Annotated in this window: 23 protein-coding genes and 2 other annotated features; all 23 genes read right to left on the bottom strand. The window is 47.1% G+C overall.

Annotation, left to right across the window (positions count from 1 at the left end):
• Positions 1 to 40: 40 nt before the first annotated feature.
• The gene (locus KNO66_RS14160; RefSeq protein ID WP_214743077.1) at positions 41 to 637 is read right to left on the bottom strand and encodes a class I SAM-dependent methyltransferase; all 597 of its coding nucleotides are present in this window, start codon (positions 635 to 637) and stop codon (positions 41 to 43) included.
• Positions 638 to 716: 79 nt separating this feature from the next.
• On the bottom strand, positions 717 to 1,085 hold the full coding sequence (gene rplL, locus KNO66_RS14155) for a 50S ribosomal protein L7/L12 (RefSeq protein ID WP_012727687.1): 369 nt from the start codon (positions 1,083 to 1,085) through the stop codon (positions 717 to 719).
• Between the two features lie 60 nt (positions 1,086 to 1,145).
• The gene (gene rplJ, locus KNO66_RS14150) at positions 1,146 to 1,652 is read right to left on the bottom strand and encodes a 50S ribosomal protein L10 (protein WP_214743076.1); all 507 of its coding nucleotides are present in this window, start codon (positions 1,650 to 1,652) and stop codon (positions 1,146 to 1,148) included.
• Positions 1,653 to 1,696: 44 nt separating this feature from the next.
• Positions 1,697 to 1,850 (bottom strand) — a sequence feature (ribosomal protein L10 leader region).
• 59 nt (positions 1,851 to 1,909) lie between these two features.
• Positions 1,910 to 2,596, bottom strand: coding sequence for a 50S ribosomal protein L1 (rplA, locus tag KNO66_RS14145; protein WP_214743075.1), 687 nt, complete (start codon positions 2,594 to 2,596; stop codon positions 1,910 to 1,912).
• Positions 2,597 to 2,690: 94 nt separating this feature from the next.
• Positions 2,691 to 3,116: a 50S ribosomal protein L11 gene (gene rplK / locus KNO66_RS14140; RefSeq protein WP_012727690.1), complete on the bottom strand. Its 426-nt coding sequence runs from the start codon at positions 3,114 to 3,116 to the stop codon at positions 2,691 to 2,693.
• Positions 3,117 to 3,263: 147 nt separating this feature from the next.
• Positions 3,264 to 3,815: a transcription termination/antitermination protein NusG gene (nusG, locus tag KNO66_RS14135; RefSeq protein WP_012727691.1), complete on the bottom strand. Its 552-nt coding sequence runs from the start codon at positions 3,813 to 3,815 to the stop codon at positions 3,264 to 3,266.
• A gap of 16 nt (positions 3,816 to 3,831) precedes the next feature.
• Positions 3,832 to 4,002, bottom strand: coding sequence for a preprotein translocase subunit SecE (gene secE, locus KNO66_RS14130; protein ID WP_214743074.1), 171 nt, complete (start codon positions 4,000 to 4,002; stop codon positions 3,832 to 3,834).
• 34 nt (positions 4,003 to 4,036) lie between these two features.
• Positions 4,037 to 4,183 (bottom strand): 50S ribosomal protein L33, encoded by a 147-nt coding sequence (gene rpmG / locus KNO66_RS14125; RefSeq protein ID WP_214743073.1) that lies wholly within the window; start codon positions 4,181 to 4,183, stop codon positions 4,037 to 4,039.
• Positions 4,184 to 4,311: 128 nt separating this feature from the next.
• On the bottom strand, positions 4,312 to 4,953 hold the full coding sequence (gene sigH, locus KNO66_RS14120) for an RNA polymerase sporulation sigma factor SigH (RefSeq protein ID WP_031421852.1): 642 nt from the start codon (positions 4,951 to 4,953) through the stop codon (positions 4,312 to 4,314).
• Positions 4,954 to 5,162: 209 nt separating this feature from the next.
• Positions 5,163 to 5,702, bottom strand: coding sequence for a YacP-like NYN domain-containing protein (locus KNO66_RS14115; protein ID WP_214743072.1), 540 nt, complete (start codon positions 5,700 to 5,702; stop codon positions 5,163 to 5,165).
• The gene (rlmB, locus tag KNO66_RS14110; RefSeq protein ID WP_214743087.1) at positions 5,699 to 6,448 is read right to left on the bottom strand and encodes a 23S rRNA (guanosine(2251)-2'-O)-methyltransferase RlmB; all 750 of its coding nucleotides are present in this window, start codon (positions 6,446 to 6,448) and stop codon (positions 5,699 to 5,701) included. The genes KNO66_RS14115 and rlmB overlap by 4 nt, the downstream gene beginning before the upstream one ends.
• Positions 6,449 to 6,557: 109 nt before the next feature.
• Positions 6,558 to 6,962 (bottom strand): Mini-ribonuclease 3, encoded by a 405-nt coding sequence (locus KNO66_RS14105; protein ID WP_214743071.1) that lies wholly within the window; start codon positions 6,960 to 6,962, stop codon positions 6,558 to 6,560.
• On the bottom strand, positions 6,959 to 8,356 hold the full coding sequence (cysS, locus tag KNO66_RS14100) for a cysteine--tRNA ligase (RefSeq protein WP_214743070.1): 1,398 nt from the start codon (positions 8,354 to 8,356) through the stop codon (positions 6,959 to 6,961). Before cysS ends, KNO66_RS14105 begins: the two co-directional genes overlap by 4 nt.
• Positions 8,325 to 9,014: a serine O-acetyltransferase gene (cysE, locus tag KNO66_RS14095; RefSeq protein ID WP_214743069.1), complete on the bottom strand. Its 690-nt coding sequence runs from the start codon at positions 9,012 to 9,014 to the stop codon at positions 8,325 to 8,327. The genes cysS and cysE overlap by 32 nt, the downstream gene beginning before the upstream one ends.
• A 51-nt stretch (positions 9,015 to 9,065) precedes the next feature.
• Positions 9,066 to 9,273 (bottom strand) — a binding site (T-box leader).
• Positions 9,273 to 10,730: a glutamate--tRNA ligase gene (gene gltX / locus KNO66_RS14090; protein ID WP_214743086.1), complete on the bottom strand. Its 1,458-nt coding sequence runs from the start codon at positions 10,728 to 10,730 to the stop codon at positions 9,273 to 9,275. It overlaps the preceding feature by 1 nt.
• Before the next feature lie 45 nt (positions 10,731 to 10,775).
• The gene (gene ispF, locus KNO66_RS14085) at positions 10,776 to 11,249 is read right to left on the bottom strand and encodes a 2-C-methyl-D-erythritol 2,4-cyclodiphosphate synthase (protein ID WP_214743068.1); all 474 of its coding nucleotides are present in this window, start codon (positions 11,247 to 11,249) and stop codon (positions 10,776 to 10,778) included.
• Positions 11,246 to 11,926 carry a 2-C-methyl-D-erythritol 4-phosphate cytidylyltransferase gene (gene ispD / locus KNO66_RS14080; protein ID WP_214743067.1) on the bottom strand — a complete coding sequence of 227 codons (681 nt, stop codon included), beginning with the start codon at positions 11,924 to 11,926 and terminating at the stop codon, positions 11,246 to 11,248. Before ispD ends, ispF begins: the two co-directional genes overlap by 4 nt.
• 55 nt (positions 11,927 to 11,981) lie before the next feature.
• Positions 11,982 to 13,043, bottom strand: coding sequence for a PIN/TRAM domain-containing protein (locus KNO66_RS14075; RefSeq protein WP_214743066.1), 1,062 nt, complete (start codon positions 13,041 to 13,043; stop codon positions 11,982 to 11,984).
• A gap of 114 nt (positions 13,044 to 13,157) precedes the next feature.
• Positions 13,158 to 14,534 (bottom strand): DNA repair protein RadA, encoded by a 1,377-nt coding sequence (gene radA / locus KNO66_RS14070; RefSeq protein WP_214743065.1) that lies wholly within the window; start codon positions 14,532 to 14,534, stop codon positions 13,158 to 13,160.
• A gap of 56 nt (positions 14,535 to 14,590) precedes the next feature.
• Positions 14,591 to 17,026, bottom strand: a complete 2,436-nt coding sequence (locus tag KNO66_RS14065; RefSeq protein WP_012727705.1) for an ATP-dependent Clp protease ATP-binding subunit — start codon at positions 17,024 to 17,026, stop codon at positions 14,591 to 14,593.
• A 24-nt stretch (positions 17,027 to 17,050) separates the two neighbouring features.
• Positions 17,051 to 18,094 carry a protein arginine kinase gene (locus KNO66_RS14060; protein ID WP_214743064.1) on the bottom strand — a complete coding sequence of 348 codons (1,044 nt, stop codon included), beginning with the start codon at positions 18,092 to 18,094 and terminating at the stop codon, positions 17,051 to 17,053.
• Positions 18,094 to 18,528 (bottom strand): UvrB/UvrC motif-containing protein, encoded by a 435-nt coding sequence (locus tag KNO66_RS14055; RefSeq protein WP_214743063.1) that lies wholly within the window; start codon positions 18,526 to 18,528, stop codon positions 18,094 to 18,096. Before KNO66_RS14055 ends, KNO66_RS14060 begins: the two co-directional genes overlap by 1 nt.
• 5 nt (positions 18,529 to 18,533) lie before the next feature.
• On the bottom strand, positions 18,534 to 19,010 hold the full coding sequence (locus KNO66_RS14050) for a CtsR family transcriptional regulator (protein ID WP_214743062.1): 477 nt from the start codon (positions 19,008 to 19,010) through the stop codon (positions 18,534 to 18,536).
• Positions 19,011 to 19,220 lie beyond the last annotated feature (210 nt).

Here is a 19,220-nt window from a genome sequence, read left to right as displayed (position 1 = left end):
GCATATACGTTATAGCGAGTCAACAAGACTTCACCGTTTGTCAAGACCGAATTGCTCGGAAAATAAAGTAACCTTTCTCCTTCGCCATCGTTTCGACTTGACCAAACACCTCTTCTAATAGCTTTTTAGCAGAAGGTGCTCCTTGTTTCTTTTGAATGACGACATAAATTGCTCCTCCATCGACGAGGTGCGTATGTGCTTCACGCAGGATCGTATGGACGACTTGTTTCCCCGCACGAATCGGCGGATTGGTGACAATGGCGGCAAACCGTTCTCCCCCCACCGCGTCATACGCGTGAGAAAGCCGTGTTTCGACCGTCACTCCATTACGGGCGGCGTTTTGCTCAGAGAGCGCCAGCGCACGCTCATTCACATCGATGAGCAAGGCCTCACGCCCAGAGGCATCGGCAAGCGAGATCCCCATCGGACCATAGCCGCAGCCTACATCTAAAATACGTCCCGACACATCAGGCATCTCAAACGTTTCAATTAAAAGACGTGACCCAAAATCGACCGATCCTTTCGAGAACACACCGCGGTCCGAAGTGAAATGATACTGTTTCCCTCGCAACTCGTACGTCCATGTCTCTGGGGCACTTTCCGAACGTGGATCGTTCGTATAGTAATGATCTCCCATGCGTTGAACCTCCTAACCCATTCTTCAAGGAAATAAAAGAAGCTCGCCATGGCGAGCTTCTATAGGTTGTGAAGTTGAATTACTTAACTTCAACAGATGCGCCAGCTTCTTCAAGCTTAGCTTTGATTGCGTCAGCGTCTTCTTTAGAAACGCCTTCTTTGACTGGAGCTGGAGTTCCGTCAACGAGTGCTTTTGCTTCTTTAAGGCCGAGACCTGTGATTTCACGAACAGCTTTGATGACGTTGATTTTACCAGCGCCAGCGTTTGTGAGGATTACGTCGAATTCAGTTTTCTCTTCAGCTGCTGCGCCTGCGCCAGCACCTGCAACTGCTACTGGAGCTGCTGCTGATACGCCGAATTCTTCTTCGATTGTTTTTACGAGTTCGTTAAGTTCGAGAACCGTCATTGATTTGAGGTCTTCGATGAATTGCTCTTTGTTGAAAGCCATTATGGTTTTCCTCCTTTGATGTTGTAAAAAAGTTTTTTGAGTTACGCTACGCGACAAAAATTAAGCTGATTGCTCTTCTTTTTGTTCTGCGATTGCATTTGTTGCGACTGCGAGCCCACGGATTGGAGCTTGAAGTACGCTGAGAAGCATCGAGAGAAGACCATCGCGTGATGGAAGTTCTGCAAGGGCTTTGATTTCTTCGAGTGAAGAAACTTTACCTTCGATGATTCCGCCTTTGAGTTCGAGCGCTTTGTGCTCTTTCGAGAAGTCGTTCAAGATCTTCGCTGGAGCGATCACGTCTTCGTTTGAGAAGGCGATTGCTGTAGGACCAGTGAAGACTTCGTCAAGACCTTCGAAGTTCGACTGAGTAGCTGCGCGGCGAAGAAGACCGTTCTTGTAAACTTTGAACTCGATTCCAGCGTCACGGAGTGATTTACGGAGTGTAGTCACTTCTTCAACTGTAAGTCCGCGGTAGTCAACAACAACTGTTCCAACGCTCGCTTGCATTTTCTCAGCGATTTCATCGACGAGTGCCGATTTCTGAGCTACGATTTTTTCGTTTGCCATGTGTTTGCACCTCCTAGTCAATTCTTATACCGGACGAGAGGCTGCTCTCCAAAAGAAATCCCTCGTATGAAGACATACGAGGGCGTAATTGTTTGAAAGTAAACCTGTGACAACAGGCTCAAGTTCGAGCAAAGACACCTCGGAAGGGTTTACGGACCGATGTCCACCTTCTGTCTACGGTAATCCAACATATTCGGTTGAACGTGTATTACTTTATCAGCGGTGTCACACGTTGTCAACAATTTATTTCAACAAGATTACTTAAGGAAATCTGCAGTCGCTACACGGATCCCAGGACCCATTGTAGATGAAAGCGAGATGTTTTTAAGGTAAGTTCCTTTTGCAGTAGCAGGCTTCACTTTCATGAGTGTTTCGAGAATTGTCTCGATGTTCTCAGAGAGTTTAGATGCTTCAAATGATTTCTTACCAACTGGAACGTGGATGTTACCAGCTTTATCAACACGGTATTCAACTTTACCAGCTTTGATATCCGCGATTGCTTTTTCTACGTCGAAAGTAACTGTTCCTGTTTTCGGGTTAGGCATGAGGCCTTTAGGTCCGAGAACACGACCAAGTTTACCAACCTCACCCATCATGTCAGGTGTCGCAACGATTACATCGAAGTCGAACCATCCTTGTTGGATTTTGTTGATGTACTCAGCGTCGCCAACGTAGTCTGCTCCAGCAGCTTCCGCTTCTTTCACTTTCTCACCTTTAGCGAAGACGAGAACTTTTTGTGTTTTACCAGTACCGTGTGGAAGTACAACGGCACCACGGATTTGTTGGTCTGCTTTCTTCGGATCTACGCCGAGACGGACAGCAACTTCGATTGTTTCATCGAATTTAGCAGTAGCTGTTTTTTGAACGAGCTCGACAGCTTCAGCGAGGTCGTATGACATCGTGCGGTCAACAAGCTTAGCTGCTTCTTGGTGTTTTTTACCCATGATCTTTTCCTCCTTGTGGTTAGCGGAATTTCCTCCCACATAATGAAGGGATTGAAGGTGAGCAGTATTCACCGACAACCCCAGAGACTAACAATTAGTCTTCGATTACAATACCCATACTACGTGCAGTACCTTCAACCATAAGCATCGCTGTTTCTACAGATGATGCGTTAAGGTCAGGCATTTTAAGTTCAGCGATTTCGCGAACTTTGTCACGCTTAACCGTTGCTACTTTCTTACGGTTTGGTTCACCAGAACCACTCTCGATACCAGCAGCTTTCTTCAAGAGAACTGCAGCTGGTGGAGTTTTCGTAATGAATGTAAACGAACGATCTTCGTATACCGTGATGACTACAGGAATAATCAATCCGGCTTGGTCTTGTGTACGAGCGTTGAACTCTTTACAGAATCCCATGATGTTAACACCTGCTTGACCAAGTGCTGGACCTACTGGTGGAGCTGGGTTTGCTTTACCAGCTGGGATTTGAAGTTTAACGAGTTTAGAAACTTTTTTCGCCACGAGACACACCTCCTTAAGTCTAAAATGTGGTTTCTTGGACGTTGTGCGCCCTCCCACTCAATCTATTAGGTCGAGTTTGTACCGAAATAAAGCACAACATCAAACATTTTCGATTGTACCATCCGTTTTACGGATTAGCAAGTGGGTTTAGTTAATTTTCTGAACTTGTTCGAAATCAAGCTCAATTTTTGTTTCACGACCGAACATGTCGACCACGACTTTGAGCTTCTCTTTGTCGGCTTCAATCTCGTCGATTGTTCCTTCAAAGTTCTCAAATGCGCCTTCTTTCACGCGGACAAGGTCACCAAGTTCATAGTTGTAACGATCTTTCTTCTCGATGAGCCCCATTTGTGACAAGACGTTTGTCACTTCGTCCGGTTGGAGTGGGATCGGTTTTGCCCCACCACCTGTTGAACCGAGGAAGCCGGTGACGTTTGGTGTGTTGCGGACAACATACCATGAATCGTCAGTCATGACCATCTCTACGAACACATAGCCCGGGAAACTTTTGACTTCACGTTCTTTGATTTTCTTCTCGCCACTCTTTAATGTGACTTCTTCTTGCGTCGTTTCAGTCGGGACGAGGACGCGGAAAATTTTATCTTCCATGTTCATCGAACCGATTCGACGTTCTAGGTTTTCTTTGACGTTATTCTCAAAACCTGAGTACGTCTGGACAACAAACCATTGTTTCTCCACGGCTTTCACCTCTTCCTTAGTTAATCAATAAATTGACGAGATAGCTGACTCCACTATCTACGCCGAACACGAACAGGCCAATCACGACAACAGTCGCGATGACAGTAATGGTATATTTCGTGAGTTCTTTACGAGTTGGCCAACTCGTTTTCTTTAACTCTTTCCATACGTCGCGCAAAAAGTTCATGGTAGCTTCCTCCTACATTGAATGCCAATCTACGTTACTTTGATTCTCGATGCATCGTATGCGCGTTACAGCGTCGACAAAACTTTTTCATTTCAAGCCGTGTCGACATGCCGTCTTTTTTTGTCGTCGAGTATTCTCTAGACCCACATTCTGAGCAAGCGAGACTTACTTTCTTTGCCATTCATAAGCGCCCCTTTCGACTACTCCCTCTTAAAAAAGAGCGAAAAAAAAACGCCTCCTGTAAATGGCGTCTACGGACAAGGCGCTGCTTTTAAAGTATCACATAGGAGGCACGCGGTCAATAATCGGTTAGCTCGTGAGCATACGGACATCGACGTGACGTTCGAATTTCTTCTTCACACGTTGCAAGGCATTATCGATTGATTTGACATGACGATCGAGGTCGTCGGAAATCTCTTGATACGAACGGCCATCTAAATAAAGACGCAATACTTTCCGCTCGAGGTCACTTAAAATCTCATCCATCTTCGCTTCCATGAATGTCTGCTCTTCCTGGGTCACAATCAGTTCCTGTGGATCTGTCGGATGCGGCGGTAAGATGACATCGAGTAACGTTCGATCCGACTCTTCATCAAAAATTGGTTTGTCGAGTGATACATATGAATTGAGCGGAATATGTTTTTGACGCGTCGCCGTCTTAATTGCTGTAATCATCTGACGCGTAATGCACATCTCGGCAAAACTTTTGAATGAAGCAAGTCGTTCGTCTTTATAGTCACGCACTCCTTTATAGAGCCCGATCATCCCTTCCTGCACGATATCCTCATGATCTGCGCCGATCAAAAAGTAAGAGCGCGCCTTCGCACGTACAAAATACCGGTATCGTTCAATCAAAAACTCGAGCGCATCGCTATCCCCTTCGTTGCGCGCCAATAAGACCAACTCTTCGTCTGACATTTTTTCAAACTGTTCGTACGGCCATCCGTTCATGCTCGTTACCCCCCGGCGATTGATCCTGAACTATGTAAGGTTGTGTCCCATTATAGGACTCCCTACTCCTATGCGTCAAACAAATTTCTAAAAATTCCGTCAATTCAATTCTGTGTAACTTATATATGTAATAGTATACAACATTCCTTTGCAAAAAAATGTCAAAATCGAAACAAAGACGAGTCCAATTCATGAACTCGCCCGTGATTTCAGTCACCTTTTGATTTGCGCCGCCGCATTTCCTCGAACTTCGCTTGGATATGCGGTGGAAAATCGATTGTCTTTCGATTCGATTGTTCCTTTTCTAGCGATATACGCTGTTGCTCAATCAGTGTTTTCGCATGCTTCCAATCTTTCAACAGTTCTGTTGCCGGTACACGTAATGCACCTTGTCCAAAAATGACCCACTGTTCGGTAAAATCATTTGTCGCTACGAACAACGTGACCAACCGGTTATCCACTAATTCGTGGGCCCGTCGCTCAATCCATTCGTCTGCCGTCTCATTTTCTTTCGTATAGACGACATCGACGCGACTTCGTTTCTCTTTCGATTCACGACCATATCGCATATGGGCGTCAAACACGATCGTGACCTCTTTGCCGGACACAGCCTGATATTCTGCCATCGCCTCAATCAACAGATTGCGTGCTTGTTCAAAGTCCACGTCCCGTAAACTTCTCAGGTGGGGCCACGCACCAATGATATTATATCCGTCAACAAGAAGGAGCTCGCGCTTTAAGATACTCATGCCAATGGATGACGTGAGCGATGCACCTCATACAGAAGGAGTGCCGCTGCAACTGATGCATTGAGTGACGTGACATGACCGACCATCGGCAAATGAACGAGGAAGTCGCATGATTCGCGCACGAGTCGACTCATGCCTTTCCCCTCACTTCCAATGACCACAACAAGTGGCATATTCCCATCCAATCGCCGGTAGTCCTGACTCTCTTTCGCATCCGTACCGACAATCCAAAGTCCTTTTTCTTTCAATTCTTCGAGGGTTCGCGTCAAGTTTGTCACGCGCGCCACCGGAATATGTTCAATCGCACCGGTCGACGCTTTGGCGACGGTTTGAGTCAAACCGACCGAGCGACGCTTCGGAATAATGATTCCGTGTGCACCGACGGCATCGGCAGTACGTAAAATCGAGCCGAGGTTGTGCGGGTCTTCGAGCTCATCTAGCAAAATAAAGAGCGGTGTTTCTTCTTTTGAAGCTGCGAGGGCAAACATGTCTTCAATGGTTTTGTATTCGTATGCGGCCACTGCCGCCACGACACCTTGATGATGTTCACTTCCAGCCATCTTCTCAAGCTTTGTTTTCGGTACGAACGATACTTGAACAGATGCTTCATTCGCCATTGCGATGATCTGCGCGAGCGGTCCTTTTTGTTGACCTTCCATGATAAATACTTTATTCATATCCCGACCACTACGGAGTGCCTCGAGCACAGGGTTTCGACCATAGAGGAAATCGATTCCCTCTTCCATTACATCGACTTCTTTATAATCCGGACGCTCCGCCTTTTGGCGACGCGGGCGCTCTGGTCGTTCTCCGCGCGGGCGGTCAAACGTTCGTTTTTCCGCTCCCCGTTTTCCGTCATGTCGTTTCGGGCGACTCGGCTTCGAGTCGTTCGAACGCTTGTTTGATGAGTTCTTCAAGACGATCCCTTCTTTCTGTCAAATAGATATATCCAATCAATGCCTCAAATGCCGTGGAATACCGATACGTATGCACATCGACCCGTTTGGGGATCGAGCCTGACTTCGCATTCTTGCCTCGTCTGACAACGGCTTGTTCTTCTTCCGTCAACACGTCCGTCTCTAACCAATGGGTCACGACGTTCGCTTGCGCTCGCGCATTCACGTAGCGGACAGCGCCTCGATGTAAATCGTTCGGGCGCGTCAATCCTGTCTCAAGCAGTCGTTTTCGTACAGCCAATTCATACACCACGTCCCCCATATAAGCGAGCGCGAGAGCATTCATCTGTTTCGGTTGCATCATAACCGCTTCCACCGAACCCCTTGGGCCGTGTCTTCGAGTTGGATGTTTTGTTCTTTTAGTAAATCGCGAATCTCGTCCGCCCGAGCAAAATCACGTGCAGCCCGTGCATCGTTCCGCTCTTGAATCAATTGATCAATCTCCGCATCAAGCAATTCTTTTTCTTCTACCAATGTCAATCCGAGTACGCCTGTCAATTCGTCGAATAACGATAGGATCTGTTCAAGTGTCGCTTTCGCTACATGGTCTGCCTTCGCATAAATATTCGCTTCTCTTGCTAAGTCGAAAAGGACGGTTACGGCATTTGCCGTATTGATATCATCATCCATCGATTCGATGAATGAAGCCTTGATCGATTCTAATTTCCGCTCCATCGACTCGCTCGGTTCACCAAGTCCAGCCGTAACCGATAAACGATACTCGATATTTTGATACGCTTCTTTGATTCGGCTCCAACCGTTTGCCGCTTGTTCAATCAATTCACGGCTATAGTTGATCGGATGACGGTAATGGACAGACAACATGAAGAAGCGAAGTACCATCGGGTCAACTTCTTTTAGCGCCTCATGGACGAGGAGGAAGTTCCCGAGCGATTTGGACATCTTCTCGTTTTCGATGTTGATGAACCCGTTATGGAGCCAATAGTTCGCAAATTTCGCATGGTTGCAGGCTTCTGACTGGGCAATCTCGTTCTCGTGGTGTGGGAATTTTAAATCATGACCGCCCGCATGGATGTCAATTGTGGTCCCGAGATGTTTTTTCGCCATCGCCGAGCATTCGATATGCCAGCCGGGACGTCCTTTGCCCCATGGACTCTCCCATGATGGTTCATCGGGCTTCGCCGCTTTCCATAAAACGAAGTCGAGCGGATCTTCTTTCTTTTCTCCGACGTCGACACGTGAGCCAGCTCGTAAATCTTCAATCGATTGTTGACTCAACTTCCCGTATGTCTCAAATTTTTTCGTTCGGAAGTAGACATCTCCTTCTGATTCGTAGGCAAACCCTTCCGTCTCTAACTGACGGATGAATGCGATGATTTCTTCCATCGTATCGGTAACTCGTGGGTGTACATCGGCGGGTTGCACGTTGAGAGCTCCCGTATCAGCTAAGTACGCCTCGATGTACCGGTTCGTCAACGTTTCTGTATCTTCTCCTAATTCATTGGCGGTGCGAATGATTTTGTCATCCACGTCCGTGAAGTTCAAGACGTATTTCACTTCGTACCCGCGATAAGTCAAATAGCGACGTACCGTGTCGAAGGCGATTGCCGGACGCGCATTTCCGACATGGATGTAGTTGTAGACGGTCGGTCCACACACGTACATGGATACTTTACCTGGGACAATCGGGACAAACGGTTCTTTTTTATTCGTGAGACTGTTGTACAGCTGAATCATGTGTCTTCTCCTCCATCCGCTTCTCAAGCGTTTCTAATTTATGTTGAAGTTCTGCCACAGCGTTTTCAAGACGTTCTTGGCACTCACGATCTGGATCTGGTAAACGATGGTCCAAATCATGTTGTTTCACACGTTTACCATTGCGAATGACGACACGCCCTGGAATCCCGACCACAGTCGAGTCAGACGGCACATCATTTAACACGACCGAACTTGCTCCGATTTTGACGCAATCGCCAATCGTGATATTTCCAAGTACTTTCGCTCCCGCTGAAATGAGCACGTCACTTCCAATCGTCGGATGACGCTTCCCTTTTTCTTTCCCTGTTCCACCGAGTGTGACGCCCTGATAAATCGTCACGTCATTTCCGATAATCGCCGTCTCTCCAATGACGACACCGAAGCCATGGTCAATAAACACACGGTTACCTAAAACGGCGCCGGGATGAATCTCGATTCCCGTCAACCACCGGCTGAATTGAGCCAACAATTTGGCCACTAGCTTCACGTTACGTTTCCATAATCCGTGCGCGATACGATGCGCCCAGATTGCGTGTAATCCCGGATAAGTCAAGGCCACCTCGACTTTTGAACGGGCGGCGGGGTCTAGTTCCAGGACAGTCCGTAAATCTTCACGTACACTGCTCCAAAATCCCATAGTTGATATCTCCTTTTCTAATACAAAAACAAAGACGCCCCTGTGCCAAGGCACAGAGACGCCATAAGCGCGGTTCCACTCTGTTTGGGAAAATGCGTTCCCCTCTCAAGTCTCGTTAACGCCGAGTCACGGCCTCGACTACATATCGCCGAGACGGCTCCGAGGTGCACTTCTTCGGGGAACACATCTAGAACTCCCAGCCTAGGTTCTAGTCTCTGTAACGTGTCGTACCGCTTACTTTCCTCATCGATGCCTTTATTACGCTAATAAAGTTGTCAGACGCTTCAATACGCGCTCTTTTCCGATTAACGAAATCGCGTTCGGAAGCTCTGGTCCATGTGTTTGTCCTGTCGTAGCGACACGGATTGGCATGAACAAGTTCTTTCCTTTTTGACCAGTTGCTTTTTGCGTCGCTTTCGTCGCCGCTTTAATCGCTTCTGGCGTGAAGTCTTCGATTCCTTCAAGCTGTTGTTTGAACTCTGCAAGGACAGCGGGTACCGTTTCACCAGAAAGAACAGCATTCGCTTCCTCGTCATACTCGATTTCATCTTTGAAGAACAAGTCTGTCAACGCAACGATTTCTGCACCGTGCGTCATTTGTTCTTTATACAATGCAATCAAGTTTGTGGCCCAATCCGCTTCCTCGACAGATACCGCCTCGGGTAATCGTCCTGCTTCTTGTAAGAATGGTAAACTGAGTGCCACCACTTCGTCAAGCGTGGCCTTCTTCATGTATACACTGTTGATCCAAGAAAGTTTTTGTTGGTCAAATACAGCTGGACTCTTCGACAATCGGTTCGCATCAAACATTTGAATGAATTCTTCTTTTGAGAAGATTTCTTCTTCACCGACCGGTGACCACCCAAGAAGCGAAATAAAGTTGAAGAGCGCTTCTGGCAAGTAACCGAGATCCGCATATTGTTCGATAAACTGAATGATCGACTCGTCTCGTTTTGACAACTTCTTATGTTGATCGTTATAGATGAGCGTCATGTGACCGAATTCAGGATACTCCCAACCGAGTGCGTCATAAACCATCATCTGTTTTGGTGTATTCGCAATGTGATCGTCTCCACGCAATACGTGACTGATCTTCATCAAATGGTCGTCCACAACAACCGCGAAGTTGTATGTCGGGATACCATCTTGTTTCACGATGACCCAGTCCCCAAAATCTTTCGATTCAAACGAGACGTCTCCTTTGACGACATCCGTCCATTTATACGTCACACCTTCCGGCACACGGATACGGATAGACGGTTTACGACCTTCCGCTTCAAACGCTTCACGTTCTTCGACAGTGAGGTTACGGTGCGCACCAGAATAACGCGGTGCTTCTCCTCGTGCGATTTGTGCTTCACGCTCTGCTTCAAGTTCCTCAGACGTCATGTAGCACTTGTAAGCGAGGCCTTTACTCATCAATTCGTTGACGTATTTTTCATAGAGCGAAAGACGTTCCATTTGGTAATAAGGACCGTAGTCCCCGTCACGACCTGGACCTTCATCCCAGTCGATGCCGAGCCATTCCAAGTATTTCATCTGACTCTCAACACCGTTCAACACATTCCGTTTCTGGTCAGTGTCTTCAATCCGAAGAATCATTTTTCCGCCTGCATGGCGAGCAAATAAGTAGTTAAACAACGCAGTCCGCGCATTTCCGATATGGAGATGCCCCGTCGGACTAGGCGCATAGCGTACACGCACTTCACTCATAATAGTTCCACCTTTCTTCTCTTCTGCCCAAATAGTATACCATTTCTGTCAAGCCCGGTTGAGTAAGATGACCGCCTGCGCCGCGATTCCTTCTTCACGTCCTGTGAAGCCGAGTTTTTCTGTCGTTGTTGCCTTCACGTTCACCTGTTCGATGTCCGCTTCTAGCAAATTGGCAATGACCGCGCGCATCTCATCAATATATGGGCGGAGTTTTGGCCGTTGTGCCATGACCGTCGCATCAACATTCCCAAGAACGTATCCTCGGTCTTTCACGAGCTGCCAAACATGACGAAGCAATACTTTTGAATCTGCGTCTTTGAATTCCGGATCCGTGTCCGGGAAATGCTTCCCGATATCTCCTGCTGCAATCGCTCCAAGCGCTGCATCGGCAATCGTATGAAGTAACACGTCCGCATCAGAATGACCGAGAAGGCCGCGCTCGTGCGGAATCTCAATCCCTCCTAAAATTAACGGGCGTCCTTCTGCGAATGCATGTACATCAAATCCTTGACCAATTCTCATTGTAATTCCTCCTTCGCTAAAATCGCTTCACCAAATAATAAATCTTCGGGTGTCGTCATTTTGATATTATGATAATCGCCGAGAACCACCTGTACCGATTCACCGAGCCATTCAAATAAACTCGCGTCATCCGTTCCCATTACATGTTGTTCGGACGCTCGTTTATGCGCATCCAAAATTGCGTTGATCGGAAAGGCTTGTGGGGTTTGAGCCAACCACAAGTTTTCACGAGGGACGGTACGTTCAATGTTTTGATGCTCAACTTGTTTGACCGTATCTTTTACAGGCACTGCTAAGATGGCACCACCTTGACGCGCCGCTTCAGCCACTTGATGCAAGTGTTCTCGTTTTACAAACGGACGAGCACCATCGTGAATCATGACAATCGTGTCAGTCGAAACTACTTTTAGTCCGGCGTAAACACTCTGTTGTCGTTCTTCCCCGCCTGTCACATATGTAACCGGTGTTTTCATATGCGCCGTCATTGTTTCAAACCAACTTCGCTCCTCCGAACGAATGGCTAAAACAATCCGCTCACACCATGGATCGGTATCGAATGCTTGGAGTGTCCATGCAATAATCGGTTTACCACGTAGCGATAGCATGAGCTTATTCGCTTCTGCTCCCATTCGTTTCCCTCTCCCAGCAGCCGGAATCACAACCGTATACGTTACCATCTAAAAACCTCTCTTCGTGAAAAAAGAGAGCGCTCGCGCGTCTCTTTTTTATGAATTATTCAGGACGAGCAAAAATCATTCTTCCAGCTGACGTCTGTAAGACACTCGTCACGACAACAGGTAACGTCTTCGAAATCAACTTACGTCCACCTTCCACGACGACCATCGTCCCATCTTCAAGATAGGCGACGCCTTGATTTTGCTCTTTCCCTTCTTTAATGACCGTCACGACCATCTCTTCGCCAGGAATGACGATTTGTTTAACGGCATTTGCTAGGTCATTAATATTCAAGACAGGAACATTCCGTACCTCGCACACTTTGTTTAAGTTGTAGTCATTCGTGACGACAATCCCATTTTTCAATTCAGCCAGTTTAATCAATTTGATATCAACTTCCGGTACGTCTTCAAAGTCCCCATCGTAAATTTCGACTTGAATACGCTTATTCTCTTGAAGTTCTTTCAATATATCGAGACCACGACGACCACGATTCCGCTTCAACGTATCGGAAGAGTCGGCAATGTACTGCAGTTCGCCGATGACGAATTGTGGAACAATCAATGTCCCTTCTACAAATCCCGTTGTGGCGATGTCAGCGATGCGTCCATCAATGATGACACTCGTGTCTAAAATTTTATCATTTGAACGTTTCACTGGGGCTGCCGTCTTATCCCGTTCACTCTTCACAAATAATTTAATCCATTCGTTACGCTTCCGATACCCGACCGCGAAACCAAAGTAACCAAACAGCGCTGTGACAAAAATCGGGACGATTTTACTCAGTAAGAAAATATTCGTGACTTCAAGCGACACACTGATCAAAAAGGCAATCAAAAGCCCGATAATGAGTCCGATCGAACCGAATAAAATATCTCCTACCGGTAAACGGACGAGCCGTTCCTCGACAAAACGAATAAATGCAACAACACCATCGGTTAAGAATAAACTAAGAATGAAGAAGATAAGTCCACCAATCAAACTTGCTACGTATGGAATCGTTAACCATTCCGGCACATTCATGCCAAGGTCTCCTAATAAAAGCGTCGCCTCGATAATTCCGAACCAACCCACGACGAGTCCAATCAAAATAAATCCGATTCGTACAGCAATCTTCACTCATTCCACCTCCTTCTATATGAAATAAAATTTCAAAAAATAACACTTTCATTGTAACATGATTTTTTCAATCACGTTCGTTACAAAGCGTTAAAAACTGCCAGTGGCGACCCGTTAGAACGGAATCGCCAACTGGAGTGCTTCATCCACTGTTCCGACCCCAACGACTTCAATGCCTGCGGGTGCGGTCCACCCACCCATATTATTCTTCGGTATAATCGCCCGGGTAAACCCTAACTTCGCCGCTTCGGCGACACGCTGTTCGATTCGGGATACGCGTCGCACTTCCCCGGTCAATCCAACCTCACCGATGCAGACATCTGTCGGACGGGTTGGACGGTCACGAAAACTCGAAGCAATCGAGACACAAATCGCAAGGTCAATCGCAGGCTCATCTAGTTTGACACCACCCGCCGCTTTCAAGTAAGCATCTTGTGTTTGAAGCAACAAACCTGATCGTTTCTCAAGGACGGCCATGAGAAGCGCGACCCGGTTTTGATCGATTCCCGTCGCCATGCGTCTCGGGTTACCGAACGACGTCGGCGAAATGAGTGCTTGGAGTTCTACAAGTACCGTTCGTGTCCCTTCCATCGAGGCGACGACCGTAGAACCCGACACACCGGCGGTTCGTTCCTCTAAGAAAATTTCGGACGGATTGAGGACTTCTTCTAGCCCACTCTCTTTCATCTCGAAAATTCCGATTTCATTGGTTGAACCGAAACGGTTTTTCACGGCTCGCAATATACGGAACGTATGATGACGTTCCCCTTCAAAGTAAAGTACCGCATCGACCATATGCTCGAGTAAACGTGGTCCCGCAATCGAACCTTGTTTTGTTACGTGACCGACGATGAAGACAGCAATTCCTCGTGTTTTTGCGATCTTCATCAGGGCGGCCGTACATTCTCGAACTTGTGAAACGCTACCTGGAGCCGATTGAATTTCATCCATATACACCGTTTGAATCGAATCGATGATGACGAATCCAGGTTGTTCCTCATCGATGACCCGCTCAATCATCAACATGTCTGTCTCAGCGAGTACGTATAAATCTTCAGTCGGTAAGCCGAGACGCTCCGCCCGTAGTTTTGTTTGCTTGAGTGATTCTTCACCCGAGATATACAGTACCTTTTTGCCACTATGGGCTAAGTGGGCGCTGACCTGTAACAGAATGGTCGACTTCCCGATTCCCGGGTCCCCGCCGACTAAAACGAGTGAACCTGGGACAATCCCACCGCCGAGCACACGGTCAAATTCACGACTATTCGTATGCACGCGCGTCTCTTCTTGTGAGACGACGTTCGCTAATCGTTCCGGTTTCAATTGTCGCGATGAACTATGCACAAAGGCCGCTCCACGTTTGGCTTTCTTCTCTTCTACAAACTCTTCGACGAGTGTATTCCATTCATTACAACCCGGACAACGCCCCATCCATTTGGCTGATTCATATCCGCACGATTGGCAGACGTATTTCGTTTTAATTTTGGCCATAAGTTCCCTTCCTGTCTAAAAAAAGCTCCCTCTAAACGACGAGGGAGCTGAATGATTTACTGAACTACACCTTCGTTACGAACGACGAACTCTCCATCTTGTACGTCGAGCGCAACTTTACTGCCTCTAGCGATTGTACCGCCGAGCATTGCTTCTGAGAGGCGGTCCTCCACTTCCCGTTGAAGGGCACGACGGAGAGGGCGGGCCCCGTATTCCGGATCGTAGCCGACATCGGCAATTTTATCGAGTGCCGCATCCGTCAAGCTGAAATCAACACCTTGTTCGGCGAGACGTTTCTTGAGCGTCTCTGCCATAAGTTTGATGATTTCTTGAATGTGTTCTTTTTGAAGTGAGTGGAATACCGTGATTTCATCAATCCGGTTCAAGAACTCAGGTCGGAACGCTTTCTTCAATTCCTCGAGTACTTTGTCCTTCATTTCTGTATACTCACGTTTCACATCATCTTCCACTGTGAATCCTACATATTTGTTTCGTTGAAGCGCTGCGGCTCCGACGTTAGACGTCATGATGATGACGGTATTTCGGAAGTCGACTGTGCGACCTTTCGAATCCGTCAAGCGGCCGTCGTCAAGTACTTGAAGCAAGATGTTAAATACTTCAGGGTGCGCTTTTTCAATCTCATCGAGTAGAATGACCGAGTATGGCTTCCGGCGTACCTTTTCTGTCAACTGACCGCCTTCTTCGTACCCGACATAACCAGGAGGCGAACCGACGAGACGGCTCGTCGCATGTTTTTCCATGTACTCGGACATGTCGATTCGAATGATGGCATCTTCATCGCCAAACATCGCTTCAGCAACCGCACGCGCGAGTTCGGTTTTCCCGACTCCGGTAGGTCCGAGGAAGATAAATGAGCCGATTGGACGTTTTGGATCTTTCAATCCAGCACGGGCACGACGGATGGCACGAGAAATCGATTTCACTGCATCGTCTTGTCCGATGACTCGGTTGTGAAGAATCGATTCGAGTTTGAGGAGACGGTCCGTCTCTTCTTCCGCGATCTTCGTGACCGGTACACCAGTCCAGTTGGCGACAACTTGAGCGATATCTTCTTTTGTCACTTCAAGTTTTTCATTTCCTTGCTTGTTCTGCCATTCTGCTTTCAACTCTTCTAACTCATCGCGTAATTTTTGTTCTGTATCACGGAGAGAAGCTGCTTTTTCAAACTCTTGGCTTTGAACAGCAGAGTCTTTTTCTTTACGAATCGATTCAAGGCGCGACTCCAACTCTTTCAAGTTCGGTGGTGCCGTGAATGAACGAAGTCGTACTTTCGATGCCGCCTCGTCGACAAGGTCAATCGCTTTGTCTGGCAAGAAACGATCTGAGATATAACGGTCAGAGAGAACGACCGCCTCATGAATCGCCGTATCTGTAATCGTCACACGGTGGTGTGCCTCGTAGCGATCGCGTAAGCCGAGTAGAATTTGTTCTGCTTCTTCTGTCGTCGGCTCATTCACTTGAATCGGTTGGAAGCGTCGTTCAAGTGCCGCATCTTTCTCGATATACTTGCGATATTCGTCGAGCGTTGTCGCCCCGATACATTGAAGCTCTCCACGAGCCAGTGACGGTTTGAGGATGTTTGACGCGTCAATTGCACCTTCTGCGCCACCCGCACCAATCAAGGTATGCAACTCATCGATGAAGAGAATGACGTTACCAGCCTGACGAATTTCGTCCATGACCTTTTTCAATCGGTCTTCGAACTCACCACGGTATTTTGTCCCTGCTACGAGAGTACCCATATCAAGTACCATGACGCGTTTGTTACGAAGTGTCTCTGGCACTTCGTTGTTAATGATTTGTTGAGCAAGACCTTCGACGACAGCCGTTTTCCCGACTCCTGGCTCCCCGATGAGAACTGGGTTGTTCTTTGTTCGACGAGACAGGACTTCAATGACACGTTGAATCTCACCTGCACGTCCGATGACTGGGTCTAAGCGTGATTCACGAGCTTGTTGTGTCAAGTCACGTGCCAACCCGTCAAGTGTTGGGGTTGCAGCGCTCGCGCCTGGTTGTGATGCATTTGAAGATGACTCCGTGTTCCCAAGGAGTTGTAAGACTTGTTGACGTGCTTTCGTCAAACTGATTCCAAGGTTATTGAGGACACGCGCTGCGACCCCTTCTCCTTCACGAATCAACCCAAGCAAAATGTGTTCCGTTCCAACGTATGAATGTCCCAATTTTCGAGCTTCATCCATTGAGAGTTCAATAACCTTCTTCGCACGTGGCGTGTAATGAATCGTTGACCCATTCTCAGACCCACGCCCAATCAAAGATTCTACTTCTTGCTGAATTTTTTCAGAAGTCAATCCGAGAGCGAAGAGCGCTTTAGCCGCAATCCCTTCTCCTTCACGAACCAATCCTAATAAAATATGTTCTGTACCAATATTATGATGGCCAAGACGTACGGCTTCCTCTTGTGCTAAAGCTAATACGCGTTGTGCTCGTTCTGTAAATCGTCCAAACATCATTGACATAACCTCCTTAGAGTTGGATCAAACTAAGCCTTGATCTAACGTTCGACGAACGAGTGTCGCTCGTTCTCGATCCCGTTCTTGCGTAGATAATGTTTTCCCGAAATGTTTTTGTAGAAAACCTGATTGTAGCCGAACAATGAGTTCATGAAACTTCGGTGGACTCCAATCAGACAAAATGCCCAGGTCACTCGCTAAGTGTAAATCTGATAGTCGTTCGATGGCTTCGGTGGATGACAGAAGTTTGGCATACCGTAAAATCCCATACGACCGATAAAATCGATCTTCTAACTCAACTTGTCGATTTGCGACGAGCTCTTCACGCGCGTGACGTTCTGCTTGAATCACTTGTTCTGTCACTTCCATAAAGTCAGCCAGTATTTGTGACTCATGACTGCCCAATGTTCGTTGATTGGATAACTGAAACAAGCGTCCTGCCGCATCACTTCCTTCACCGTAGCGACCTCGAATCGTATAGCCAAGTTTTCGAAGTTCTCGTAATATCGGACTGATTCGGCCCGTTAACGTGAGTCCCGGTAAGTGTAACATGACCGAGGCCCGGAGTCCTGTTCCGATATTACTTGGACATGTCGTCAAATAACCTAACTGTTCGTCAAAGGCGTAAGAGAGTGATTCCGCGCACAGTGCATCTACTTGATTCGCTAACTCAAACGCTTCTTTCACTTGATAACCCGGAAGCAATGTTTGAATTCGCAAGTGGTCTTCTTCATTAATCAACACACTGATGGTTTCATCCTCGCTTAAAAAGACGGCACTTTCTTCATTGGCCGCGATGGCCGGACTAATCAAGTGTTTCTCCATCAACGCCTGCCGGGTGACCTCATCATAATCATGCATATGAAGATATTCAAATCCCTTTAATCCGCGTAAACGTCCTTCGAGACGGTCACACAATTGACGTTCTCCTTCTTTAGAAAGGACTGGAGAAAACACAGTGTCTTTCACATTCCGTGCCAATCGAATTCTTGTGGAGACGACCAAGTCATCCAGTTTGGCACGCTCTTTCATTTTTGGACCAAGTGGATGTGTTAGGAACGTTTCCATCAAACATCACCCTGCCCTTCTAATTGCTTCATTTCTTTTTGAATGCGTGCTGCCCGTTCATAATCTTCTTGTTCGACAGCACGGGTCAACTCCCCTGCCAACTTTTCAAGCCGCTCTTCAATTCGTTCATGCGGCGTACGTAACTGGTCAGGAATAGAACCGACGTGATGATCATGTCCTTGCTGATATTGACGCGTGATCTTGACCAGTTCATCACGAAATACCGTATAACACGTCGCACATCCTGCTTTTCGGACACGTAATAAATCTTGACGCGTCATGTGACAGGTCGGGCAGCGTTTCACGTCCGGGACGTAGCCTGTCATCAGTTCTACCGTACACTGTCGACATAGTCGTTTTTTTACGGGTACACCTTGTTCCATGACGACGACCTCATTGACAGCCGGTCGTTGTTTACAACGTTCGCATAACATTCGACTTATCCTCCATTACGATAACGAAGTACTTTCATCAATGTGAGTAATTGTTGACGACGAATAAAGGAACGATCATCAACTTGTAAGTTCAATGCTTCATCTGATAAGAGATGATAAATCAACTGGGCTTCTTGCTCATGCATCATTTGCTCTTCGACTAACCGAACAAGTACATTTTCTACGAGCTGTTCATTCAGTCGTGGGTGCTCATGAATGACCTCCATCAAACTAGATAGAATGTCTTGTTTCTCGTGCAACACAACGCGTCGAATACGAATATATCCACCACCGCCACGTTTACTTTCCACTAAATATCCTTTTTCGACGGTAAAACGTGTGTTGATGACGTAATTGATTTGGGATGGGACACATTCGAATCGTTGCGCGATATCTTGACGTTTGATTTCAATCGCATTCGCCTGACTTTCCTTCAACACTTGCTTCAAATACTGTTCAATGACATCCGAAATATTTCTCATCTCCACCACCCTCTGACCATCTTTGACTTTTGACTATATTTTATCATTGATTTAAAAAAAGGCAAACGAAAAGCGATGCCCTCTATGGAGAGCACCGCTATATCAAAAAACGACCGAGCGCTATGCTCGGTCGTCCTCTGCGTTGTTGCCTGGCAACGTCCTATCCTCACAGGGGGAGATCCCCCAACTACTTTCGGCGCTGAGACGCTT

The organism is Exiguobacterium sp. s48, assembly GCF_018617395.1.
Classification (GTDB): Bacteria; Bacillota; Bacilli; order Exiguobacteriales; family Exiguobacteriaceae; genus Exiguobacterium.
The sequence above is the reverse complement of the archived record's forward strand: the minus strand, read 5'-3'. Positions and strand labels throughout refer to the sequence as shown.

Excerpts from the sequence above, each read along its gene's own strand:
- KNO66_RS14065 (WP_012727705.1), bottom strand. The coding sequence starts at position 17,026 with ATGATGTTTGGACGATTTACAGAACGAGCACAACGCGTATTAGCTTTA.
- secE (WP_214743074.1), bottom strand. The coding sequence starts at position 4,002 with ATGAACTTTTTGCGCGACGTATGGAAAGAGTTAAAGAAAACGAGTTGG.
- rplJ (WP_214743076.1), bottom strand. The coding sequence starts at position 1,652 with ATGGCAAACGAAAAAATCGTAGCTCAGAAATCGGCACTCGTCGATGAA.
- KNO66_RS14105 (WP_214743071.1), bottom strand. The coding sequence starts at position 6,962 with ATGATGCAACCGAAACAGATGAATGCTCTCGCGCTCGCTTATATGGGG.
- KNO66_RS14055 (WP_214743063.1), bottom strand. The coding sequence starts at position 18,528 with ATGTTATGCGAACGTTGTAAACAACGACCGGCTGTCAATGAGGTCGTC.
- rpmG (WP_214743073.1), bottom strand. The coding sequence starts at position 4,183 with ATGGCAAAGAAAGTAAGTCTCGCTTGCTCAGAATGTGGGTCTAGAGAA.
- KNO66_RS14060 (WP_214743064.1), bottom strand. The coding sequence starts at position 18,094 with ATGGAAACGTTCCTAACACATCCACTTGGTCCAAAAATGAAAGAGCGT.
- KNO66_RS14160 (WP_214743077.1), bottom strand. The coding sequence starts at position 637 with ATGGGAGATCATTACTATACGAACGATCCACGTTCGGAAAGTGCCCCA.
- radA (WP_214743065.1), bottom strand. The coding sequence starts at position 14,534 with ATGGCCAAAATTAAAACGAAATACGTCTGCCAATCGTGCGGATATGAA.
- ispF (WP_214743068.1), bottom strand. The coding sequence starts at position 11,249 with ATGAGAATTGGTCAAGGATTTGATGTACATGCATTCGCAGAAGGACGC.
- rplL (WP_012727687.1), bottom strand. The coding sequence starts at position 1,085 with ATGGCTTTCAACAAAGAGCAATTCATCGAAGACCTCAAATCAATGACG.
- sigH (WP_031421852.1), bottom strand. The coding sequence starts at position 4,953 with ATGAACGGATGGCCGTACGAACAGTTTGAAAAAATGTCAGACGAAGAG.
- cysS (WP_214743070.1), bottom strand. The coding sequence starts at position 8,356 with ATGATTCAGCTGTACAACAGTCTCACGAATAAAAAAGAACCGTTTGTC.
- KNO66_RS14115 (WP_214743072.1), bottom strand. The coding sequence starts at position 5,702 with ATGAGTATCTTAAAGCGCGAGCTCCTTCTTGTTGACGGATATAATATC.
- rplA (WP_214743075.1), bottom strand. The coding sequence starts at position 2,596 with ATGGGTAAAAAACACCAAGAAGCAGCTAAGCTTGTTGACCGCACGATG.
- rlmB (WP_214743087.1), bottom strand. The coding sequence starts at position 6,448 with ATGGAAGAGGGAATCGATTTCCTCTATGGTCGAAACCCTGTGCTCGAG.
- ispD (WP_214743067.1), bottom strand. The coding sequence starts at position 11,926 with ATGGTAACGTATACGGTTGTGATTCCGGCTGCTGGGAGAGGGAAACGA.
- cysE (WP_214743069.1), bottom strand. The coding sequence starts at position 9,014 with ATGGGATTTTGGAGCAGTGTACGTGAAGATTTACGGACTGTCCTGGAA.
- KNO66_RS14050 (WP_214743062.1), bottom strand. The coding sequence starts at position 19,010 with ATGAGAAATATTTCGGATGTCATTGAACAGTATTTGAAGCAAGTGTTG.